Annotated in this window: 18 protein-coding genes and 1 pseudogene; 11 read left to right on the forward strand and 8 right to left on the reverse strand. The window is 72.3% G+C overall.

All coding sequences use genetic code 11. The features are described from left to right. Positions 1-92 precede the first annotated feature (92 nt). A complete protein-coding gene (locus tag AMK27_RS08500) occupies positions 93-890 on the forward strand; it encodes a VOC family protein (RefSeq protein ID WP_073904407.1) in 798 nt (265 codons plus the stop codon). A gap of 107 nt (positions 891-997) precedes the next feature. Here the strand turns inward: AMK27_RS08500 and AMK27_RS08505 are convergent, their stop codons facing one another. Further along, a complete protein-coding gene (locus tag AMK27_RS08505) occupies positions 998-1342 on the reverse strand; it encodes a GNAT family N-acetyltransferase (RefSeq protein WP_073904409.1) in 345 nt (114 codons plus the stop codon). A gap of 118 nt (positions 1343-1460) precedes the next feature. Then, positions 1461-2384 carry a pirin family protein gene (locus AMK27_RS08510; protein ID WP_079188301.1) on the reverse strand — a complete coding sequence of 308 codons (924 nt, stop codon included), beginning with the start codon at positions 2382-2384 and terminating at the stop codon, positions 1461-1463. Positions 2385-2558: 174 nt separating this feature from the next. Here AMK27_RS08510 and AMK27_RS08515 point away from each other — a divergent pair. Then, positions 2559-3050 (forward strand): annotated as a pseudogene (locus AMK27_RS08515) (carboxymuconolactone decarboxylase family protein); the annotation flags it as partial. Positions 3051-3159: 109 nt separating this feature from the next. On the opposite strand, the gene AMK27_RS08520 reads toward AMK27_RS08515, so the two are convergent. Beyond that, positions 3160-3888, reverse strand: a complete 729-nt coding sequence (locus AMK27_RS08520) for a YoaK family protein (protein ID WP_073904413.1) — start codon at positions 3886-3888, stop codon at positions 3160-3162. Between the two features lie 193 nt (positions 3889-4081). Between AMK27_RS08520 and AMK27_RS08525 the strand changes: the two genes are divergently transcribed. Then, the gene (locus AMK27_RS08525) at positions 4082-4372 is read left to right on the forward strand and encodes a hypothetical protein (RefSeq protein WP_073904415.1); all 291 of its coding nucleotides are present in this window, start codon (positions 4082-4084) and stop codon (positions 4370-4372) included. 93 nt (positions 4373-4465) lie between these two features. Here the strand turns inward: AMK27_RS08525 and AMK27_RS08530 are convergent, their stop codons facing one another. Next, a complete protein-coding gene (locus AMK27_RS08530; protein WP_073904417.1) occupies positions 4466-4717 on the reverse strand; it encodes an EF-hand domain-containing protein in 252 nt (83 codons plus the stop codon). A gap of 251 nt (positions 4718-4968) precedes the next feature. Between AMK27_RS08530 and recQ the strand changes: the two genes are divergently transcribed. Beyond that, the gene (gene recQ, locus AMK27_RS08535; protein WP_073904419.1) at positions 4969-7083 is read left to right on the forward strand and encodes a DNA helicase RecQ; all 2115 of its coding nucleotides are present in this window, start codon (positions 4969-4971) and stop codon (positions 7081-7083) included. Between the two features lie 51 nt (positions 7084-7134). Here the strand turns inward: recQ and AMK27_RS08540 are convergent, their stop codons facing one another. Beyond that, positions 7135-8409: a YhgE/Pip domain-containing protein gene (locus AMK27_RS08540; protein WP_073904421.1), complete on the reverse strand. Its 1275-nt coding sequence runs from the start codon at positions 8407-8409 to the stop codon at positions 7135-7137. Positions 8410-8589: 180 nt separating this feature from the next. Between AMK27_RS08540 and AMK27_RS08545 the strand changes: the two genes are divergently transcribed. Then, a complete protein-coding gene (locus AMK27_RS08545; protein WP_073904423.1) occupies positions 8590-11142 on the forward strand; it encodes an ATP-dependent Clp protease ATP-binding subunit in 2553 nt (850 codons plus the stop codon). A gap of 5 nt (positions 11143-11147) precedes the next feature. Next, on the forward strand, positions 11148-11312 hold the full coding sequence (locus AMK27_RS42965; RefSeq protein WP_198955824.1) for a hypothetical protein: 165 nt from the start codon (positions 11148-11150) through the stop codon (positions 11310-11312). Positions 11313-11468: 156 nt separating this feature from the next. Here the strand turns inward: AMK27_RS42965 and fdhD are convergent, their stop codons facing one another. Then, complete coding sequence (fdhD, locus tag AMK27_RS08550) at positions 11469-12305, reverse strand: formate dehydrogenase accessory sulfurtransferase FdhD (RefSeq protein WP_073904425.1); 837 nt, start codon at positions 12303-12305, stop codon at positions 11469-11471. A gap of 181 nt (positions 12306-12486) precedes the next feature. Between fdhD and AMK27_RS08555 the strand changes: the two genes are divergently transcribed. Further along, positions 12487-12669: a hypothetical protein gene (locus tag AMK27_RS08555; RefSeq protein WP_073904427.1), complete on the forward strand. Its 183-nt coding sequence runs from the start codon at positions 12487-12489 to the stop codon at positions 12667-12669. A gap of 7 nt (positions 12670-12676) precedes the next feature. On the opposite strand, the gene AMK27_RS08560 is transcribed toward AMK27_RS08555, so the two are convergent. Beyond that, complete coding sequence (locus AMK27_RS08560) at positions 12677-15013, reverse strand: FdhF/YdeP family oxidoreductase (protein WP_445194841.1); 2337 nt, start codon at positions 15011-15013, stop codon at positions 12677-12679. 234 nt (positions 15014-15247) lie between these two features. On the opposite strand from AMK27_RS08560, the gene AMK27_RS08565 reads away from it, so the two are divergent. The 4 genes from AMK27_RS08565 (at position 15248) to AMK27_RS08580 (ending at position 19374) form a co-directional block, all read left to right on the forward strand. Next, positions 15248-16234, forward strand: coding sequence for a Dyp-type peroxidase (locus tag AMK27_RS08565; protein ID WP_073904429.1), 987 nt, complete (start codon positions 15248-15250; stop codon positions 16232-16234). A 6-nt stretch (positions 16235-16240) separates the two neighbouring features. Beyond that, on the forward strand, positions 16241-17107 hold the full coding sequence (locus tag AMK27_RS08570; RefSeq protein ID WP_241847387.1) for a family 1 encapsulin nanocompartment shell protein: 867 nt from the start codon (positions 16241-16243) through the stop codon (positions 17105-17107). A 142-nt stretch (positions 17108-17249) separates the two neighbouring features. Then, positions 17250-17885, forward strand: a complete 636-nt coding sequence (locus AMK27_RS08575; RefSeq protein WP_073904431.1) for a DUF1345 domain-containing protein — start codon at positions 17250-17252, stop codon at positions 17883-17885. A 40-nt stretch (positions 17886-17925) separates the two neighbouring features. Continuing rightward, positions 17926-19374, forward strand: a complete 1449-nt coding sequence (locus tag AMK27_RS08580) for a phytoene desaturase family protein (RefSeq protein WP_073904432.1) — start codon at positions 17926-17928, stop codon at positions 19372-19374. A gap of 40 nt (positions 19375-19414) precedes the next feature. Here the strand turns inward: AMK27_RS08580 and AMK27_RS08585 are convergent, their stop codons facing one another. Beyond that, on the reverse strand, positions 19415-19882 hold the full coding sequence (locus AMK27_RS08585; RefSeq protein ID WP_073904434.1) for a GreA/GreB family elongation factor: 468 nt from the start codon (positions 19880-19882) through the stop codon (positions 19415-19417). Positions 19883-19912: the final 30 nt, after the last annotated feature.

Below are 19912 nucleotides of genomic sequence, written 5' to 3' on the forward strand. Positions count from 1 at the left end.
CCGACGCGGATCGGCCGACGGGCGGGGGGCCGTGTCCGATGCGAGGCTGAGGGCGTACCCGGCGTACCCCGGAACCGCGAAAGGCCTTCGCCATGATCACCACCGACTTCGTCCCCGGCTCCCCCTGCTGGCTCGACCTCGGCGCTCCCGACGTCCCGGCCGCCGCGGCCTTCTACGGCGGTGTGCTCGGGTGGGACTACGAGTCCATGGGGGAGGGGGAGGACATGGAGGGCGGGATGTTCCGGAGCGACGGGAAGATCGTCGCCGGTCTCGGCAAGCTCACCGAGAAGGGCGCGCGCTCCGCCTGGATGATCTACTACAGCGTCGCCGACGCGGACGCCACGACCCGGGCCGTCGAGGAGGCCGGCGGCACTGTGCGGGTCGCTCCCATGGATCTCGACGAGTGGGGTCGCATGGCGCAGTACAGCGACCCGCTGGGCGGCCAGTTCGCCGTCTGGCAGCCGGGTTCGAACAAGGGTGTCGAGCAGGTCGACACGCCGGGCTCGCTGTCCTGGACCGAGCTGTACACGACCGACGCCGCGGCGGCCAAGCAGTTCTACGGCAGTGTCTTCGGGTGGCAGTACAGCGACATGCCGATGCCCGGCGGGGAGGGCACGTACACGGTCATCACCCCCGCGGGACTGCCCGAGGAGCGCATGCACGGCGGCCTCATGCAGGTGAGCGAGGCGGACCTCGCGCTCGCGCACGGGCGGCCGTACTGGCACCCCGTCTTCGCGGTCACCGACTGCGACGCGGCGGTGGCCAGGGTCACCGCGAGCGGCGGCAACGTGCAGATGGGGCCGGACGACGCGGAGGGCGTCGGACGGCTCGCCGTCTGCCTCGACCCGTCGAACGCCGACTTCGTCGTCCTGGCCCCGCCCGCCGGCTGAGCGGCGGGTCCGGGTCGGGGCTGCGCCGGGGCCGGTGGGGCCTGGGTCGGTGGTGCCTGGGTCGGTGGTGCCTGGCCCGGGGGCCGACGGGTCCGGGGCCGCGCAGGTCAGCGGGCCAACTGGCCCTCCAGCCACTGCAGGACCTCCGGCGTCACCGGGTCGGTGATGTCGGCGAACTCCTCGTGCTTCTTGAGGAACTTGGCCACGTACGGGCAGACCGGCACGATCCGCATCCCGGACGCGCGCACGTCGGTCAGCGCCTGCTCGACCAGGATCGAGGCCAGGCCCTGGCCCGCGTAGGCGTCGTCGATCTCGGTGTGGAAGAAGACGCGCCGGTCGTCGCGGTCGCGGTACGCGGTGAGGCCGGCGCGCTGGTCGTCGACGAGGATCTCGTAGCGGTGGCGGGGGTCGACGCGGCGGACGACGGGGGTGGTTGCTGCCTGCTCGGTCATGATGGCGTGCCTCTCGGGTCGAGGGTCGAGGGTCGAGGGTTCGTGCGGTGCGCCGCGATGCGGTGCGATGGCGCGGGGCTCGGGTGCCTGCCGCGGGTGCGTGGCCCGGGCGAATGGCTCAGGCGCGGGGCGGGTTTCCGCGGGGGGTGAGTGCGGCGTTCGGCAGGGCCGGGGCGGGGAGGCGGTCGCCGGGGTATCCGTCGACGTGGCCGAACCGGTCGGAGGCGCGCTCCCACTCCTCCCTGGCCTCGACGATGTCCTGGTTGCTGCGGCCGATGAAGTTCCACCACATGACGATCTCCTCGCCGAAGGGCGTACCGCCGATGAGGACCGTCCGCGCGCGGTGGTCGGACTCGTTCGTCAGGGTCAGGGTGTCGTGCCCGGTGTCGACGTAGCCGAGTTCGGCCGGGCGGAGGACGGTTCCGGCGAGCCGGACGTCCCCTTCGTCGACGAGCAGACCGTGCTCGTGCGCCGGATCGACGGGGAGGACGACCGTGGCGCCGGGGTCGATGAGGAGTTCGGCGCCGAGGAGCGGGGTGAAGGTGCGTACGGGGGAGGTATCGCCGGCGAGCGAGCCGAGGAACACCCGCAGTTCCGCGCCGTCGAGCCGCACCGGCTTCGGGGCGTGGTGCTGGAAGTCGCGCTCGGCGTGGCGGTGCGCGTCGGGCAGAGCCACCCACAGCTGCACCCCGTGCAGGACGGCGGTGTCGGGGGTGGAGACCTCGGTGTGGCTGATGCCGTGGCCGCCGGTCATGAGGTTCAGCTCCCCGGGCCGTACGAACGCGTGGCTGCCGAGGCTGTCGCGGTGCTCGATCTCGCCGCTGAAGAGCCAGCTCACGGTCTGCAGACCGGTGTGCGGGTGGGGGGCGACGTCCATGCCGCCGGACTCTGCGACCCGGTCGGGGCCGTAGTGGTCGGCGAAGCACCAGGCGCCGATGAGGGTGCGGGACCGCTGGGGCAGGGTGCGCCGTACGGTCATGGCGCGCGGCCCGCCCAGCGGGACGTCCCGCGCGGAGAGAATCTCGACCTCCGTGTCGCTCATGCCCGACCCCTCTCCGTCCGTCCTCGTCAAGCGATATAGTTTCGCTTTCAACAACTATGGATGATCATAGCCCCAGAACCCGTGACGCGCACGGATTCCTCGAAGGAGCGCATGGTGAACGACGCGATCAACCACGTGAAGGACGCGAACGACGCGAACGACGCGAGCGACCCGATGGACGGTAACGCCCCGCGTGACGTGAACGGTACGACGGACGGGCGGCGGGTCTACCTCGACAAACAGAGCCCCGCGGCCTACCGGGCCCTGGTCCACACCGCCGACGCCGTCCGCGCGACCGCCGCGGAGGCCGGGCTCGACCGGATCCTGGTCGAGCTGGTCAACCTCCGGGTGTCGCAGATCAACGGCTGCGCGTCCTGCCTCGACGTCCACACCAGGGCCGCGCTCCGGGCCGGCGAGACCACCCGGCGCCTCGGCGTGCTCCCCGCCTGGCGGGACACCGAGCTCTTCACCGCACGGGAACGCGCGGCCCTCGCCCTGGCGGAGGCCACGACCGACCCGGCGGACCGCCTCGCGCAGGACCGGGCGTACGGTGCGGCGCGCGCGGTCCTGGACGACGAGGAGATCTCGGCGGTGATCTGGGTGGCGATCGCCATCAACGCGTTCAACCGCGTGTCGATCCTGAGCCGTCACCCCGTACGCGCCGCCGCCACCACCACATCCCCCGCCACCACCACGTCCCCCGCCACCTCCACCGTCTCCGCCACTACCTCGGCTTCCGGCTCCGCCCCCGTCTCCGCGCCGCTCCCCGTGGACGCTACGGCCTGATCCACGCCGCGTCGGTGGCCGCCAGACGTCTCGTGACGGCGGCGGCCACCACGAGCAGGGCGAGGGCCACTCCCAGGACGACCGCGAGTCCGGCGTCGAGGAGCAGGGCGCCGACGAGCGCGCCGAGGACCATCGCCAGGACGGACAGGATCCGCCGCCCCGGCCGGGGGTCGTCGCCACCGGTCGGGGCGGAGTCCGAGGCCAGGCCGGTCAGCGTCTGGGTCAGCACGGTCGTGGTCAGGTCCGGCACGCCGATGCGGCGGGCCACCGCCGTCTGCATCCCCATGGCGAGGCCGAGGGCGACGATCAGGGTGTACCGGCCCGGCGGGCCCACGGTGTCGTGCGCCACGAGGGCGACGACGAGCGCCGCCGCGACGAGCCCCGCCTGCAGGGCGAGCGCCGAGGCGAGCAGCCGCCCGCGGTGTGCGGCGAAGCGGGCACCGAACCGGCCGCCCGCCACCGCGCCGGCGAGGAACGAGGCCAGGGACACCAGGGAGGCGGGCGCGGACAGGCCCCCGGCGCCCGCGAGGGCGAAGCCCAGGAGCGCCACGTTGCCGGTCATGTTGGCGACGAAGACCTGCCCGAGCCCCAGGAAGCTGACCGCGTCCACGAGTCCGGTGACCAGGGTGAGGGCCAGCATGAGAGGCGGCAGCGGCCCGTGCCTGTCGCCCTTGGGCGGCACCAGCGTGTGGGCGATGTCGACCAGCAGTCTGCGCATGCCTCGGACACTCCTTCCGCGACGGGGTCCGCGGCCAGGTTCCGAAGCCCTTCTGTGACGTACACCGGTTCACTCCCGATCGCGTGCCCCGCCACGCCGGAGCGGGCCGTGTACGGTGCTCCGGCACACCGGAGCGGGCCGAGGCCGGAGGGGTACGGCCGTGTCCGTCGGCGGGGCGGGGCGTTGTGAGGGTGTGATCTCTACACGACGCATTTCCTCAGTTCTCGCCGTCGCCGCCGCCTTCTCGTGCCTCGGCGCGTCCGCGGCGCAGGCCGCCACCACCAGCCCGCTCGGCCCGCCGATCAACCCGGTCAGCGAGCTCGACGCGATCGCCACGACCGGGATCCCGGAGGAGTCCAAGGGGCAGTTCCCCGGCATCGCGGGCCAGCTCGGCGGGCTCAGCCAGGTGCACCAGGTGAACCAGCTCCGCCAGCTCACCGACCTGGCCGCGCCGGCCACCGGGCTGCTGCCCGAGATCTCCTGACCGGTCCTCCGGACGGAAGAACCGGCACCGCGCGGGGAGCGCGGTGCCGGTTCTCTCTGTGTGTGGGGCGGTCTGTGTGTGGGGCGGTTCGCGTCACCAGCCGAAGCGGCGGTCGACCAGCGCGGCGAACTCCTCGAACGACAGGACGCGGTCGCCGTTCTGGTCGGCCTGGTCGAACAGGGCCGAGGCGTCGTCGTCCGTCCCCACGCCCCACGCGGGTATGACCCCCTGTGCGGCCAGAGTCGGGCCCTTGGCCCGCAGCGCGTTGATGACCTCGATGCGCGTCAGGCTGCCGTCATGGTCGAGATCGAGCGCGTCGAAGAGAGTGCGGGCCTTGTCGCTCATGATGTGTCCTGCTTCCCTGTGGCCGCGGCTGGTGCATCGGCCGATGCGTCCCTGTGCAGAAGGACGCGGGGTTCGCCCTTCGCGTTGCCTCAGGGCCCCGTCGTTGAGAACCGTCGTCGAGCTCCGTCGTCGAAACCCGTCGTCGAGCCCCGTCGCACGGCGCGGGCCGCCGTGCGTGGAGGCGGCGAGGAGTTGTCCACAGGTTCCGGCGGTGCGGCCGGGGTGTCCGTGGCGGCCGATAGGGTGGGTGAATGGTCCTTTCCGACGGTTCCGCCGTGATCTCCGAGGCAGCGCAGGTGCTCCACCGCGTCTTCGGCTACAGCTCCTTCCGAGGCGAGCAGCAGGAGATCATCGAGCAGGTCGTCGACGGCGGCGACGCCCTCGTGCTGATGCCGACCGGCGGCGGAAAGTCCCTCTGCTACCAGATCCCGGCCCTGGTCAGAGACGGCACCGGCGTGGTGATCTCGCCGCTGATCGCCCTCATGCAGGACCAGGTCGACGCGCTCAGGGCGCTCGGGGTGCGGGCCGGATTCCTGAACTCGACCCAGGATCCGTACGAGCGGCAGGCCGTCGAGCAGGCCTTCCTCGCCGACGAGCTCGATCTGCTCTACCTGGCTCCCGAGCGGCTCCGCACCGAGGGCACCCAGCGGCTCCTCGACCGGGGCAAGGTGTCGCTCTTCGCCATCGACGAGGCGCACTGCGTCGCCCAGTGGGGCCACGACTTCCGGCCCGACTACCTGGCGCTGTCCATGCTCCACGAGCGCTGGCCCAAGGTGCCCCGGATCGCGCTGACCGCGACGGCCACCGAGTCCACCCACAAGGAGATCGCGGCGCGGCTCGGCCTGGAGGACGCCCGGCACTTCGTCGCCGGCTTCGACCGGCCGAACATCCAGTACCGCATCGTCCCGAAGAACAGCCCGCACAAGCAGCTGCTCGAACTGATCAGGGCCGAGCACGCCGGGGACGCCGGAGTCGTCTACTGCCTCTCCCGCGCCTCCGTGGAGAAGACCGCCGCCCTCCTCGTGGAGAACGGCATCGACGCCGTCCCGTACCACGCGGGCATGGACGCCCGTGCGCGCGCGGCGAACCAGGCCCGCTTCCTCCGGGAGGACGGGGTCGTCGTGGTGGCGACCATCGCGTTCGGCATGGGCATCGACAAGCCCGACGTGCGCTTCGTCGCCCATCTCGACCTGCCCAAGTCCGTCGAGGGCTACTACCAGGAGACCGGCCGCGCCGGCCGCGACGGCGAGCCCGCCACCGCCTGGCTGGCGTACGGACTCCAGGACGTCGTCCAGCAGCGCAAGATGATCGACGGCTCCGAGGGTGACGAGCAGCACCGGCGCGCCCTCGCCATGCACCTGGAGGCCATGCTCGCGCTCTGCGAGACGGTCGACTGCCGCCGCGTCCGCCTCCTCGCCTACTTCGGCCAGTCCGGCGAGCCCTGCGGCAACTGCGACACATGCCTGACCCCGGCCGAGTCCTGGGACGGCACCGTCGCCGCGCAGAAGCTGCTGTCCACCGTGTGGCGGCTGGCCAAGGAGCGCCGTCAGAAGTTCGGCGCCGGACAGATCATCGACATCCTCCAGGGCAAGAAGACGGCCAAGGTCATCCAGTTCGACCACGACGGCCTCTCGGTGTTCGGCGTCGGCTCCGACCTGGGGACCGCCGAGTGGCGCGGGGTCGTGCGGCAGCTCCTCGCGCTGGGGCTCCTCGCGGTCGAGGGCGACTACGGCACGCTCGTGCTCACGGAGAAGAGCGGCGAGGTGCTCGGCGGGCAGCGCACCGTCACGCTGCGCAAGGAGAAGGCGCCGGCCGCCGCCTCCCGCAAGGAGTCCGGCGGGCGCTCCGGGAAGGGAGCCCGGGTGCCGGTCGACCTGCCGGCGGCCGCGGTCCCGGTCTTCGAGGCGCTGCGCGGCTGGCGGGCCGCGACGGCACGCGAGCAGAGCGTCCCGGCGTACGTCGTGTTCCACGACGCCACGCTGCGGGAGATCGCGACGCAGCTCCCGTCGACGGTCGAGGAGCTCGGCACCATCGGCGGCGTCGGCGAGGCCAAGCTGGCGAAGTACGCCGAGGGGGTGCTGGAGGCGCTGGCGGAGAGCGGGGCCGACGCGGCGGCCGCCGCACCGGGAACCGAGGCCGGTGCGGCTTCCGCCGACGCGCCCGCGGACGCGGCGGACCCGGCGGTCCCCGTCGCGCGGTCCGCCGCCCTCGCGAGGTCCGCGCCGTCCGCGAGGTCCGCCGCCCCCGCGCGGCCCGCGCCGTCCGCACCTTCCGGTCCGGAGTACGAGGCCGCGTACGACGAGGAGCCGCCCTACGACATGGACGGGATGGAGGAGCCGCCTCCGCCCTACGACGACTGGCGGTAGCCGGCCGGCGACGGGCGCCGCCCCACCCGCGGATTCCTCACCCCGTCCCGCTCAGGCGGGCTGCGGGGTGAGGCGGCGCAGGCCCCGCCGGTCGTAGTACCGGGTCATGGCGAAGCCGAAGGCCAGGGCCAGGGCCGTGCCCACGGCGATCATGATCCAGCCGCGGGCCAGACCCGCGTCGGCGCGGGCGTCGAAGTACAGGATGGACCTGACACCCGCGCCGAGCTGGTGCATCGGCTCGAAGAGTCCCAGGAAGCGGAAGAAGCCCGGGGTGGCCTCCAGGGGGACGGTCGCGCCCGAGGACGGCAGGGCGAGGGCGATGAAGACGAACATGGAGACGAGCTGGCCGATGCCTCCGAACGCGGCGTTGATGGCCTGGACGCCCAGACCGACGGCGACCGTCGCGCAGTAGGAGAACAGCCACAGCATCGGCAGGTGGGAGGCGTCCATGCCCAGGACCGTGATCGTGGCCACCATGACGAGCGTCGTGGTGAGCAGCGAGATGCCCGCCGTCATCAGCATCTTCAGGACCAGCGTCTGCGTGCGGTCGATCGGGACCGTCGGGTACCGGGAGTGCCAGGGGCCGATCTCGCTGTCGGCGTAGCCGAGCGACGTGTCGACGCCGCTGTTGACGAGGTTGCCGCCGATGAAGCCGCCGAGGACGAGCAGCAGGGTGTAGTAGAACGCGGTCAGGCCCAGACCGCTGTGCCGGCCGATCGGATGGCCGACCTGGGTGGTGACGGCGACCGGGTCGGCCAGGAGCAGCCGGGTCGTCGGGACGTCGGTGCCGGCGGCGAGCTGCTTGCCGATGGCCAGCGAGGCCTGATGGGCCGCGCTCTGGTTGATCTGGGCCGTGATCGACGAACCCAGACTGCCGAGGCCGGGATTGGTGAGCACGGTGATCGTCGGCCGTACCGTCGCCCGGTTCGTGGTCAGGGCGGCGACGGACGCGGTGAAGTCCTCCGGGACGACCAGGGCGCCGAAGATCTCGCCGGAGGCCAGCGCGTCCTGCGCCTGCGCGCGGTCGAGCCGCCGCCAGTGGACGCTGTCGTCCGAGGAGCCGGCGACGATCCGGTCGGTGATCTGCTTCCCCAGGGGCTCCCGCTGTCCGGGCAGCGGGGTGCCCCGGTCCTCGTCGACCAGGGCGACGGGCAGCCTGTGCAGGTTGTCGTTCGGGTTGAGGATGCCGCCCATGTAGAGGAGCGAGAGGCCCACGGCGACCAGCGCGCTCAGGACGGTCGGTACGAGCCACAGCTTGGGTTTCCGGACGAGGGTCCGGGCGCGGACCTGCGGGCCGGGGGTGTGCGGGGGGATCGCGGACGTCATGGTGTCATCGTCGACGCGCGCGGCGCCGTGGCGGGGATTGCGGCCCGTACGGGTGGGGCGGGCGTGTCGGGCGCGGGGAGGGGCGGAGAGGCCCGTCGGTCGAGGGGCGCCACTCCGGTTGCGTCGCCCTACACGTCACGTTTGAGTGGAAAAGACCTCACTTGCGTCTCTGGAGCTGACATGTCGATGGCGTTCGGTTCACCCTTCGGTTCGTCCGATCCGTTCAGCGACATGCTGAACCGGTTCTTCGGAATGTCGCCGGCGTCCTCGCCCCCGGCCGTCCAGCGCGTACCGATCGGCCGACTCCTCACCGAGTCCTCGCACGAACTCCTCAACCTGGCCGCCCGGAAGGCCGTCGAGGACGGCACGTCCGACCTCGACACCGAACACCTGCTGTGGGCGGCGACCCAGGTCGACCCCTCCCGCAGGCTGCTGTCCCAGGTCGGCGTCGACCCCGAGGCGCTCGCCGCCCAGCTCGACCGGGTACTGCCCCGGGAGTCCGGCGAGCCCTCGTCTGAGCCCGGACTCACCCCGGCGGCCAAGCGCACGCTCGCCGCCGCCTACGGCCGCTCGCAGGAGACGGGCGTGTCGTACATCGGCCCCGAGCACATCCTCGCGGCGCTCCTCGACGACTCCGACTCCGGGGCGACGCGGCTCCTGGGCGCCGACGACCACGACGTGAAGAAGCTGCGCGGCCTCACGGACCAGGCGGCCCGCACCGACGGCGGCGCCCCGGCCGCAGCAAAGCAGCAGAAGCAGCCGGCCACCACCCTGGACGAGTTCGGCAGGGACCTCACGGACGAGGCGAAGGCGGGGAAGCTCGACCCGGTGGTCGGCCGTGCCGAGGAGATCGAGCAGACCATCGAGATCCTCTCGCGGCGGTCCAAGAACAACCCGGTGCTCATCGGCGAGCCCGGCGTCGGCAAGACCGCCATCGTCGAGGGCCTCGCCCAGCGGATCGTGGCGGGCGAGGTGCCCGACACCCTGAAGGACAAGCGGGTCGTCTCCCTCGACCTGTCCGGCCTGGTGGCCGGAGCGCAGTACCGCGGCCAGTTCGAGGAGCGCCTCAAGAAGGTCATCGAGGACGTCCAGGAGGCCGGCGGCGACATCGTCCTCTTCATCGACGAACTCCACACGGTCGTCGGCGCGGGTGCGTCGGGCGAGGGCGCGATGGACGCGGGCAACATGCTGAAGCCCGCCCTCGCGCGCGGGGAGCTGCACGTCGTCGGCGCGACGACGATCGACGAGTACCGCAAGCACATCGAGAAGGACGCCGCGCTCGAACGCCGCTTCCAGCCCGTCCTCATCCCGGAGCCCACGGTCGAGGAGACCGTGCAGATCCTCGAAGGGCTGCGGGACGCCTACGAGGCCCACCACCAGGTCCGGTTCGCCGACGGCGCCCTCACGGCGGCGGCGGAGCTCTCCGACCGGTACATCGGCGACCGGTTCCTGCCCGACAAGGCCATCGACCTGATGGACCAGGCAGGGGCGCGCGTACGACTGCGCAGCGCCGGCCGCTCCACCGAGGTCGTCAGCCGGGAGGACCGGCTCGCCAAGCTCCAGCGGGAGAAGGACCAGGCCGTGGCGGCCGAGCAGTTCGAGAAGGCCTCGGACCTGAAGCGGCAGATCGCCGATGTGGAGGGCGAGATCGCGGGCATCGAGGAGCGCCGCGAGGGCGTCGTCTCGGTCACCGCCGCCGACATCGCCGACATCGTCTCGCGCCGCACCGGCATCCCCGTCTCCCAGCTCACCGCCAGCGAGAAGGAGAAGCTCCTCAAGCTGGAGGAGGAGATGCACGCCCGGATCGTCGGCCAGGACGAGGCGGTCACCGCGGTCTCCGAGGCCGTCCGCCGCAACCGCGCCGGCATGGGCGACCCGAACCGCCCCGTCGGCTCGTTCCTCTTCCTCGGGCCCACGGGCGTCGGCAAGACCGAACTCGCCAAGACCCTCGCCGAACTGCTCTTCGGCGAGGACGACCGCATGATCCGGTTCGACATGAGCGAGTTCCAGGAGAAGCACACCGTCGCCCGGCTCGTGGGGGCGCCTCCCGGATACGTCGGGTACGAGGAGGCCGGGCAGCTCACCGAGAAGGTGCGCCGCAACCCGTACAGCGTCGTCCTCTTCGACGAGGTGGAGAAGGCGCACCCCGACGTCTTCAACACGCTGCTGCAGATCCTCGACGACGGGCGGCTCACCGACGGCCAGGGCCGCACGGTCGACTTCCGGCACTGCGTCATCATCATGACGTCGAACATCGGCGCCCACCGGATCCTCGCCCACGAGGGCGACGCGGCCGAGCTCAAGGGCGAGCTGATGGAGGATCTGCGGGGCCGGTTCCTGCCGGAGTTCCTCAACCGCATCGACGACATCATCGTCTTCCACAGCCTCACCGAGAAGGACCTGTCGGAGATCGTCGACCACCTCCTGGACCGCAGCAAGCACCGGGTCCGCGCCCAGGGCATGACCCTCGACGTCACCGAGGCGGCGAAGAGACTCCTCGTGGCCCACGGCTACCAGCCGGAGTTCGGCGCCCGCCCGCTGCGCCGCACGATCCAGACGGAACTCGACAACCGCATCGCCTCGCTGCTGCTCGGCGGAGAGGCGGAGCCGGGGGACACGATCGTCGCCGACGTGATCGACGACTCCCTCCACTGCACGATCCAGAAGGGCGACGGCGCCGGGACGGCCCCCGAGGCCCCTGCGGCGGCCGCCGCCACCGACGGCAAGGAGTGAGACCGATGGCCCCGCACCACAAGTCGAACGAACAGGTCGAGGGCGACCCCGACACCGGGCACAGCCGCGGCATGCCCCGCCGCCCGGACGAGGACGAACTGGCGGCGCGCCTGGAGGAGGACCGCGAGGAGGTCGGCCTTCCCCCGGACGGCGAGCGGCAGGCCGACTAGGGCCCGCTAGGGGTGTCCTGTCGATCAGGCCGGGCTCGCGGGGCCCGATCGACAAGACACCTCCTAGTCCACGGGCAGCCGATCCAGGGCGGCTGCCATGTCGGTGCGGCTCGCGATCTCGCGGGGCGTATGCCTCACGCGGCAGGAACACGCGCGTCAGGCCACCGGCACCGAGCCCAGTCGCTCGTCGCCCGTGTACACGTTCATCGAGGACCCGCGCAGGAAGCCGACCAGGGTCAGCCCGCTCTCCGCCGCGAGGTCCACCGCGAGCGAGGACGGCGCCGAGACCGCCGCGAGCAGCGGGATCCCGGCCATCACCGCCTTCTGCACCAGTTCGAACGAGGCGCGGCCGCTCACCATCAGGACCGACTCGCGCAGCGGCAGGAGTCCTTCGCGCAGCGCGTGGCCGACGACCTTGTCGACGGCGTTGTGCCGGCCGACGTCCTCCCGCAGGCACACCAGCTCGCCCTCGGCGGTGAAGAGCCCGGCGGCGTGCAGCCCTCCCGTGGTGTCGAAGACCCGCTGGGCGGCCCGCAGCCGGTCCGGCAGGGCCGCGAGGACGTCCGTCCCGATCCGCAGCGGGTCCTCGGCGACCGACCAGGCGGCCGTCGTGCGCACCGCGTCCAGGCTCGCCTTGCCGCACAGACCGCACGAGGAGGTCGTGTAGAAGTTCCGCTCCAGGGACGCGTCGGGGGCGGCGACGCCGGGCGCCAGACCGACGTCGACCACGTTGTACGTGTTGCCGCCGTCGGCCGTGGCCCCCGCGCAGTACCGGATCCCGGCCACGTCCTCGGCGGAGTGCACCACGCCCTCGCTGACCAGGAAGCCGACCGCCAGGTCGAAGTCGTCGCCCGGGGTCCGCATGGTCACCGTCAGCGGGCGCCCGCCGACCCTGATCTCCATGGGCTCCTCGGCGGCCAGCGTGTCCGGGCGGTAGGAGGAGTCTCCTTCGCGCACGCGCAGGACGCGCCGCCGTACGGTCACTCGTCCCATGGTTCGTTCCTCTCCTCTGAGCGCCGCTCCGACGGTGCTCGATGTGCGGCCCGGTCGTCCGGTCGTCCGGTCGTGCCTGTTCGGGGGCTTTCCCCGACTCTGTCACGGGGCCGCGGCCGGCATCTCCCCGGGCGCCCGTTCGAGGCGGACGAGGGCTGCCTACGAGGTCGGGCAGTTGCTGATGCCGGCGACGCTGTCCAGCGGCACCAGGACGCTGGTCTCCGGGCAGTACGCCGTGGTGGAGTTGCGGGAGACGGACGACGCGGCCGCCGGTGAGCTCTGGCCGGCGGAGATCGACCCCACCGAACTCGCCGCGGCGGAGCGTGGCTACCTCCTCCTGGAGCACCTCGCCCGACGGGGATGAGGGAGCGTCACGCGGAGGGCACGATCGTCACCTTGACGTGCTTCATGATCGGCTGGTCGCTCTGCGTGCTGTAGTCGACCAGCGCGCACAGCACGTTCATCTCGGGCATGTAGCCGGCCGCGCAGCCCCGGGGGATGTCGTACGGAACCGCGAGGTAGCCGCTGACCGACCGCTGGGAGCCGTCCTTCGCGGTGCTCGTGATGTCGACGGGGCCCATGTCGGCGATCCCGCGCTCCCGCATGTCGGCCCGGTTCATGAAGACCAGCGTGCGCAGGTTCTTGATGCCGCGGTAGCGGTCGTTGTCGGAGTAGATGGTGGTGTTCCACTGGTCGTGGGACCGCATGGTGCCGAGGGCCAGGGTGCCCGGCTCGGGTACGACGTCGGGCAGCGGGGCGCTGGAGAACTCGGCGCGCCCGGACGGGGTGAGGAAGACCAGTTCGCGGGCCGGCTGCTTGATGCGGAAGCCGAGCGGGAGGCGTACCCGCCGGTTGAAGTCCTCGAAGCCGTCGAGGGCCCTGGCCATGGTGTCCCGGATGCGGTCGTAGTCCTCGATGTACCACTCCCAGGGCGTCGCGCTGTCGGGCAGCGCCGCCCGCGCCATGCCGGCGACGATCGCCGGTTCGGAGAGCAGGTGCGGGGAAGCCGGGCGCTTCATGCCGACCGACAGGTGGACCATGCTCATCGAGTCCTCGACGGAGGTGCTCTGGATGCCCCTGCGCTGGTGGTCCTTCTCGGTGCGGCCCAGGCACGGCAGGATCAGTGCCTGCTTGCCGTGGACGAGGTGGCTGCGGTTCAGCTTGGTGCTGACCTGGACGGTGAGGTCGCAGGTGCGCAGCGCCGCGTAGGTGAGCGGGGTGTCGGGGGCGGCGAGCGCGAAGTTCCCGCCCATGCCGACGAAGACCTTGATCTCGCCGCGCTGCATCGCCTCGATGGTGCGGACGGTGTCCAGGCCGTGCTCGCGCGGCGGTTCGATCTCGCAGACCTCGGCGAGGCGGTCGAGGAATGCCTCGCTCGGGCGGTGGTCGATGCCGCAGGTGCGGTTGCCCTGGACGTTGCTGTGGCCGCGTACGGGGGAGGGGCCGGCGCCCTCGCGCCCCAGGTTGCCGCGGAGCAGCAGCAGGTTGACGATCTCCCGGACGGTGTCGACGCCGTGCTCGTGCTGGGTGAGGCCCAGACACCAGCTGACGATGGAGCGGTCGGCCTCGCCGTACACCCGCGCGGCCTTGAGGATGTCGGCGCGGGACAGTCCGGACTGCCGCTCGATCTCCTCCCACGGTGTGGCCTCGCACAGCGCCCGGTACTCCTCGAAGCCGCTCGTGTGGCGGTCGACGAACTCCTGGTCGAGGGCCTTGGGGTCGGTCGCCGACTGCTCCAGGACCGCCTTGGCCATGCCGCGGATCAGCGCCATGTCGCCGCCGATGCGCGGCTGGAGGTTCAGGGTGCTGGTCTTCGTCGTCTTGAAGAGGGCCATGTCCGTGAAGTCGTGCGGCACGATGGTCCGGGTGGCGGCTGCCTCGACGAGCGGGTTGACGTGCACGATCTGCGCGCCGCGGCGGTGCGCCTCGGCGAGCGCGGTCAGCATCCTGGGGGCGTTCGACGCGGCGTTCACCCCGAAGATGAACAGCGCGTCCGCGGTCTCCCAGTCCTTCAGGTCGACGGTGCCCTTGCCCGTGCCCAGGGAGGCCTGAAGGGCGCGGCCGCTGGCCTCGTGGCACATGTTGGAGCAGTCGGGCAGGTTGTTGGTGCCCAGCTCGCGGGCCATCAGCTGGTAGAGGAAGGTGGCCTCGTTGCCGAGCCGTCCCGAGGTGTAGAAGGACGCCTGGTGGGGGTTGTCGAGGCCGCGCAGGGCACGGCCGACCACCTCGAACGCGTCCTTCCACGTGATCGGGACGTAGTGGTCCGACTCCGGGTCGTAGACCATCGGCTCGGTCAGCCGGCCCTCGTTCTCCAGGTCGTAGTCGCTCCACTCGGCCAGCTCGGACACCGAGTGCGCGGCGAAGAACTCGCCGCCGACGCGCTTGCGCGTCATCTCCCAGGTGACGTGCTTGATGCCGTTCTCGCAGATGTCCAGGTGCAGGCCCTTGGTGTCGTCGGGCCACGCGCAGCCGGGGCAGTCGAATCCGGTGTTCTCGTGGTTCATCCGCATGATGGCGCGCGGGCCGTCGACGAGGGCGCCCTCGCGGACGAGGAAGCCGGTCACGCTCCTGGCCGCGCCCCAGCCCGCCGCCGGGTGGTGGTAGGGGTGGAACTCCGGGTCGCCCTCGGGGGTGGGCCCCACCCGGGCCTCCACGGGTTCCGGGGCGCCGGGCGCCGGGGATTCCTGCGCGTCCTGGTCGGTGCTCACGGCGTTGTCACCCTTTCACCTGCGGATGTTCGGGGCACAGCCGAACAGAAATCACCCCTTTGGGCAGGCTATGCCCGCCGGATCGCGGGTGCCACTCGGCTCGATCGCGGGCGCCGCTCGGATCCGAGGGGCCGCACGGGCTGCGTACCGGATCATGGGCGCCTACGCTGGCGCTGTCCTTTTCATGTCTTTTGTCTGTCAGTCTTTTGTCTGCCATCTCTCGGCGGGAGTCCCATGGTCGTCGTCCAACCCGTCGTCGCCCCGCCCTCCCGGGCTGCCGTGTTCCTCGTGGCCACCGTCAACCCCGGCGGCGAGGACACCGTGCGGGAGGCGCTCCAGGACCTGTCAGGACTCGTCCGGTCGGTGTCCTTCCGCCACCCCGACGACGGCCTCACCTGCGTCGCCGGGATCGGCTCCGAGGCCTGGGACCGGCTCGTCGGCGGTCCCCGCCCTCGCGAGCTGCACCCCTTCCCGGCCCTCAGAGGCCCCCGCCACCGGGCCCCGGCCACCCCGGGCGACCTGCTGTTCCACGTACGCGCCCGGCGCATGGACCTCTGCTTCGAGCTCGCCCGGCTCCTCGTGGAGAGCCTCGGCACCGCCGTGACCGTCGTCGACGAGGTGCACGGTTTCGCGTACTTCGACGACCGCGACCTCCTCGGCTTCGTCGACGGCAGCGAGAACCCGGGAGGCCAGGTGGCGGCCGCCGCGGTCCACATCGGCGACGAGGACCCCGGCTTCCGCGGCGGCAGCTACGTCATCGTGCAGAAGTACCTGCACGAGATGCCCGCCTGGGACGCGCTCACCGTCGAACAGCAGGAGCACGTCATCGGACGAGGCAAGGCGTCCAACGTGGAGATGCCCGACGACGTCAAGCCGTCGAACTCGCACGTCGCGCTGAACACCATCGTCGACGAGGACGGCGTCACCCGGCAGATCTTCCGCGCGAACATGCCGTTCGGCCGGGTCGGCGGCGGCGAGTTCGGCACCTACTTCGTCGGCTACGCCCGCACGCCCGCCGTCACCGAGCTGATGCTGCGCAACATGTTCCTCGGAGATCCCCCGGGCAACACGGACCGCATCCTCGACTTCTCCCGCGCCGTGACCGGCGGCCTCTTCTTCGTGCCGAGCGCCGAACTCCTCGACGACCTGCCTGCCGCGCCGCCGGACGCCGCCGTCCGCCAGGGAGACTCCCTGGGCATCGGCGGCCTGAAAGGAGCCTGACTCCCCATGACGACCCCCGACGCCACGACCCCCGGCCTCACGAGCGACCCCTACCAGGGTCCCGACACGAACAACCTGCACCGCGAACTCGCCCCGATCACCCCGGCGGCCTGGGCCGAGATCGAGGAGGAGGCCCGCCGCACGTTCCGCCGCAACGTCGCGGGCCGCCGCGTCGTCGACGTGCCCGACCCCGGAGGCCCTGACCTCGCCGCCGTCGGCACCGGGCACCTCGGCGACCTGGGCTCGCCCGCCCCCGGTGTCACCGCGCGGCTGCGCGAGGCGAAGCCGCTGTTCGAACTCAGGGTGCCCTTCACCGTCGACCGGGCCGCCGTCGACGACGTCGAGCGCGGCTCGAAGGACTCCGACTGGCAGCCCGTCAAGGACGCGGCGCGCGCCATGGCGTTCGTCGAGGACCGCACGATCTTCGACGGATTCGGGGCGGCCGGTGTCGACGGCCTGCGCGCCAGGTCCTCCAACCCGGCCGTCCAGCTCCCCACCGAACCGCGCGACTACCCCGACGCCGTCAGCCGGGCCCTGACCGCGCTGCGCCTCGCCGGCGTCGACGGCCCCTACGCGCTGCTCCTCGGCGCCGACGAGTACCGGGCGGTCAGCGAGACCTCCGACCACGGCTATCCGATCGCCGCCCACCTCGGCCGCATGCTCGACGGCTCGCCGATCTGGGCGCCGGCCCTGAGCGGCGGTTTCGTCCTGTCCACCCGCGGCGGCGACTTCGAGCTGATCCTCGGCCAGGACCTGGCGATCGGCTACACGGGCCACGACGCGGAGAGCGTGCACCTGTACTTCCAGGAGACGCTCACCTTCCGCACGTACACCGACGAGGCCGTGGTCGTCCTGGAGGCACCGAGCGCCTGAGGGCGTCCCACCTGGCCGTCACGACAGCCCTGGGGGACACGAGAGCCCTGCGGGACACGACAGCCCCTGGGGGACACGACAGGCCTGGGGGACACGACAGCCCTGCGGGAACGGAGGCCCGAGAGCCGGGAGGCCCGATGCCATGAAGAGTCCGCTGCTCCTCTCCGCCGTGCCCCGGCTCGCCCTCTCGGCGCTGGTCGCGGCGGCGGTCGGCGCCGTCGTCGGCGCCGCCACCCACGCGCCGCTGGGCGTCCTCTCGGCGATCGCCGTCGGGGAGACGGTCTTCGTCGTCGCAGGCTGGGTCACGCTGTGGCCGATGGACGCCACCACCACCCACCGCAACGTACGCCGCGAGGAGTTCCGGCCCGTCGTCGAGGAACTGGCCGTCGTCGGAACGGCGGTGGCCGGACTCGTCGGCATCGTCGTCCTCCTGCTGATCGGCAGGTCCGACCTCAGCCACGCCGCCGCGGCGACCGCGCTCGCCGGGGTGTTCATGGCCTGGGCCGCGCTGCACCTGATGTACGCCACCCGGTACGCGTACATCTACTACCTGAGACCCGGCGGCGGGATCGACTTCAACTCCCGCGAACCGCCCCGCTACAGCGACTTCCTCTACTTCAGCTACAACCTCGGCATGACCTACCAGGTCTCCGACACCGACGTCTCCAGCACGACGATCCGCGCGGTCGCACTCCGTCACTGCCTCCTGTCGTACGTCTTCGGCGCGAGTATCCTGGCCACCACCATCAACCTCGTCACGGGCATCGTCACGGGCTGAGGCGGTTCGCACGGAGACTCGGCCCCCTGGAGACCACGTCATGACCACGGCCGTCGTCGTCGGTGCCGGACCCAACGGGCTCGCCGCCGCCGCCCTGCTCGCGCGCGAAGGCCTGGAGGTCACCGTTCTGGAGGCCGCCGAGGAGATCGGCGGCGGCACCCGCAGCGTCGAGGCGATCCTGCCCGGTCTCCTGCACGACCACTGCTCCGCCATCCATCCGATGGCCGTCACCTCGCCCGCGCTCCGCGCGCTCGGCCTGGAGCGCCACGGGCTGCGCTGGCGGCAGCCCGAGATCGACTGCGTGCACCCGCTCGACGACGGCACGGCCGGGGTCCTGCTCCGGTCCGTCGCGGAGACCGCCGCCGGGCTCGGTGCCGACGGCGCCCGCTACCGGGCCCTGCTGGAGCCGTCCGTACGGCGGTGGGACGCGCTCGCCGACGACGTCATGGGCCCGCTCCTCCGGATCCCCGCGCATCCGCTGTCCCTGGCCCGCTTCGGCCTGCCGACCGCCCTGCCCGCCTCCGCCCTCGCCCGGCTCTTCCGCACGCCGCAGGCGCGGGCCCTGTGGGCGGGAGTCGCGGCCCACTCCTTCCGCCCGCTCTCCGACCCGTTCAGCTCGGCCATCGGGCTCGGCATCCTCACCGCCGGACACGCCGCCGGGTGGGCCGTCGCCGAGGGCGGTTCGCACGCCATCTCGCGCGCCATGGCCGCCGTCCTCGCCGAACACGGCGGAGTGGTCCACACCGGTGTGCGGATCACCGACCGCGGGCAGCTCCCGCCCGCCGACGTGACCCTCCTCGACCTGGACCCCGGCCAGGTCGGGCGACTGTACGGCGACCGGCTGCCACCCCGGGTGGCGGCCGCGTACGGGCGCTTCCGGCGCGGCCCCGGCGCCTTCAAGGTGGACCTCGCCGTCGAGGGCGGGGTGCCCTGGACGGACGAGCGGGCCCGGCGCGCCGGCACCGTGCACCTCGGCGGCCCGCTCGCCGAAGTGGCCTTCACCGAGAGGGAGGTGACGGAGGGTCGGATGCCCCGGCGGCCCTTCGTGCTCGTCGGACAGCAGTACCTCGCCGACCCCTCCCGGTCCGTCGGCGACGTCCACCCCGTCTGGACGTACGCGCACGTGCCGTACGGCTACGAAGGCGACGCGACCGAGTCGGTCCTGCGGCAGCTGGAACGCTTCGCGCCCGGCGTCCGCGAGCGGGTCGTGGGCCACCAGGTCACCCGACCGGCCGACTTCGCCGCCGCCAACCCCAACTTCGCCGGCGGGGACATCCTCACCGGAGCCAAGACCGTCCCCCAGCTCCTCCTGGGCGCACGCCCCGCGCTCGACCCCTACGCCACCGGGCTGCCGGGCGTGTTCCTCTGCTCCGCCGCCACCCCGCCCGGCCCCGGAGCCCACGGCATGTGCGGCGCGGGAGCGGCGGCGTCGGCACTGCGCCACCTCGGGGCACGGGCCTCGTGGCAGAGCGGCCGACAGGCCGGCTAGTCCGCGGAGCCGGCCCCGCGAGTCCCTGTGAGGACACCCTCTAGTCGCCGAGGGACAGCACGACCGCGGAGGCCGGCCCCTCCGGGGTCACGTACGTGACGGTGTCACCGGCGCGACGGCCCAGCAGCGCGCCGCCGAGGGGGCTGTCCGCGGTGACCATCGTCCGGTCGAGCACCGCGGCGACCTCGCCGATCTGGACGGTCGACTCCGTACCGTCCTCGAACCGCACGGTCACCGTGCTGCCCACGCCGACCGCGTCGGTGGGCGGCGCGCCCGCGGCGTCCGCCTCGCGCAGGCGTCCCCGGATGTCGTCCATGCGGCGGTCGAGCCGGTCGAGTTCCGTGGCGCGCTCCAGTTCGTCGGCCTGGTCGGCCCGGTCGCCCGTCTGATCGCCGCCTCCGTCCTCGAGCGTGACGGCGACGGCCTCGCGTTCGGTGCGGAGGTCGTCGAGTTCCCGCTCCAGTGCCTCGCGGGCGACGGCGCTGATGGGCTCGGGTCCACCGGTCATTCCTGCTCCCGTGGTGCGGCGGCACGGGTG

Origin of the sequence: Streptomyces sp. CB02009 (genome assembly GCF_001905825.1) — a bacterium.
Lineage (GTDB): Bacteria > Actinomycetota > Actinomycetes > Streptomycetales > Streptomycetaceae > Streptomyces.

Bases quoted from the DNA above. Each gene is read 5' to 3' on its own strand.
- AMK27_RS08500 (WP_073904407.1), top strand. From the start codon at position 93: ATGATCACCACCGACTTCGTCCCCGGCTCCCCCTGCTGGCTCGACCTC.
- AMK27_RS08505 (WP_073904409.1), bottom strand. From the start codon at position 1,342: ATGACCGAGCAGGCAGCAACCACCCCCGTCGTCCGCCGCGTCGACCCC.
- AMK27_RS08510 (WP_079188301.1), bottom strand. From the start codon at position 2,384: ATGAGCGACACGGAGGTCGAGATTCTCTCCGCGCGGGACGTCCCGCTG.
- AMK27_RS08520 (WP_073904413.1), bottom strand. From the start codon at position 3,888: ATGCGCAGACTGCTGGTCGACATCGCCCACACGCTGGTGCCGCCCAAG.
- AMK27_RS08530 (WP_073904417.1), bottom strand. From the start codon at position 4,717: ATGAGCGACAAGGCCCGCACTCTCTTCGACGCGCTCGATCTCGACCAT.
- recQ (WP_073904419.1), top strand. From the start codon at position 4,969: ATGGTCCTTTCCGACGGTTCCGCCGTGATCTCCGAGGCAGCGCAGGTG.
- AMK27_RS08540 (WP_073904421.1), bottom strand. From the start codon at position 8,409: ATGACGTCCGCGATCCCCCCGCACACCCCCGGCCCGCAGGTCCGCGCC.
- AMK27_RS08545 (WP_073904423.1), top strand. From the start codon at position 8,590: ATGTCGATGGCGTTCGGTTCACCCTTCGGTTCGTCCGATCCGTTCAGC.
- AMK27_RS42965 (WP_198955824.1), top strand. From the start codon at position 11,148: ATGGCCCCGCACCACAAGTCGAACGAACAGGTCGAGGGCGACCCCGAC.
- fdhD (WP_073904425.1), bottom strand. From the start codon at position 12,305: ATGGGACGAGTGACCGTACGGCGGCGCGTCCTGCGCGTGCGCGAAGGA.
- AMK27_RS08555 (WP_073904427.1), top strand. From the start codon at position 12,487: ATGCCGGCGACGCTGTCCAGCGGCACCAGGACGCTGGTCTCCGGGCAG.
- AMK27_RS08565 (WP_073904429.1), top strand. From the start codon at position 15,248: ATGGTCGTCGTCCAACCCGTCGTCGCCCCGCCCTCCCGGGCTGCCGTG.
- AMK27_RS08570 (WP_241847387.1), top strand. From the start codon at position 16,241: ATGACGACCCCCGACGCCACGACCCCCGGCCTCACGAGCGACCCCTAC.
- AMK27_RS08575 (WP_073904431.1), top strand. From the start codon at position 17,250: ATGAAGAGTCCGCTGCTCCTCTCCGCCGTGCCCCGGCTCGCCCTCTCG.
- AMK27_RS08580 (WP_073904432.1), top strand. From the start codon at position 17,926: ATGACCACGGCCGTCGTCGTCGGTGCCGGACCCAACGGGCTCGCCGCC.
- AMK27_RS08585 (WP_073904434.1), bottom strand. From the start codon at position 19,882: ATGACCGGTGGACCCGAGCCCATCAGCGCCGTCGCCCGCGAGGCACTG.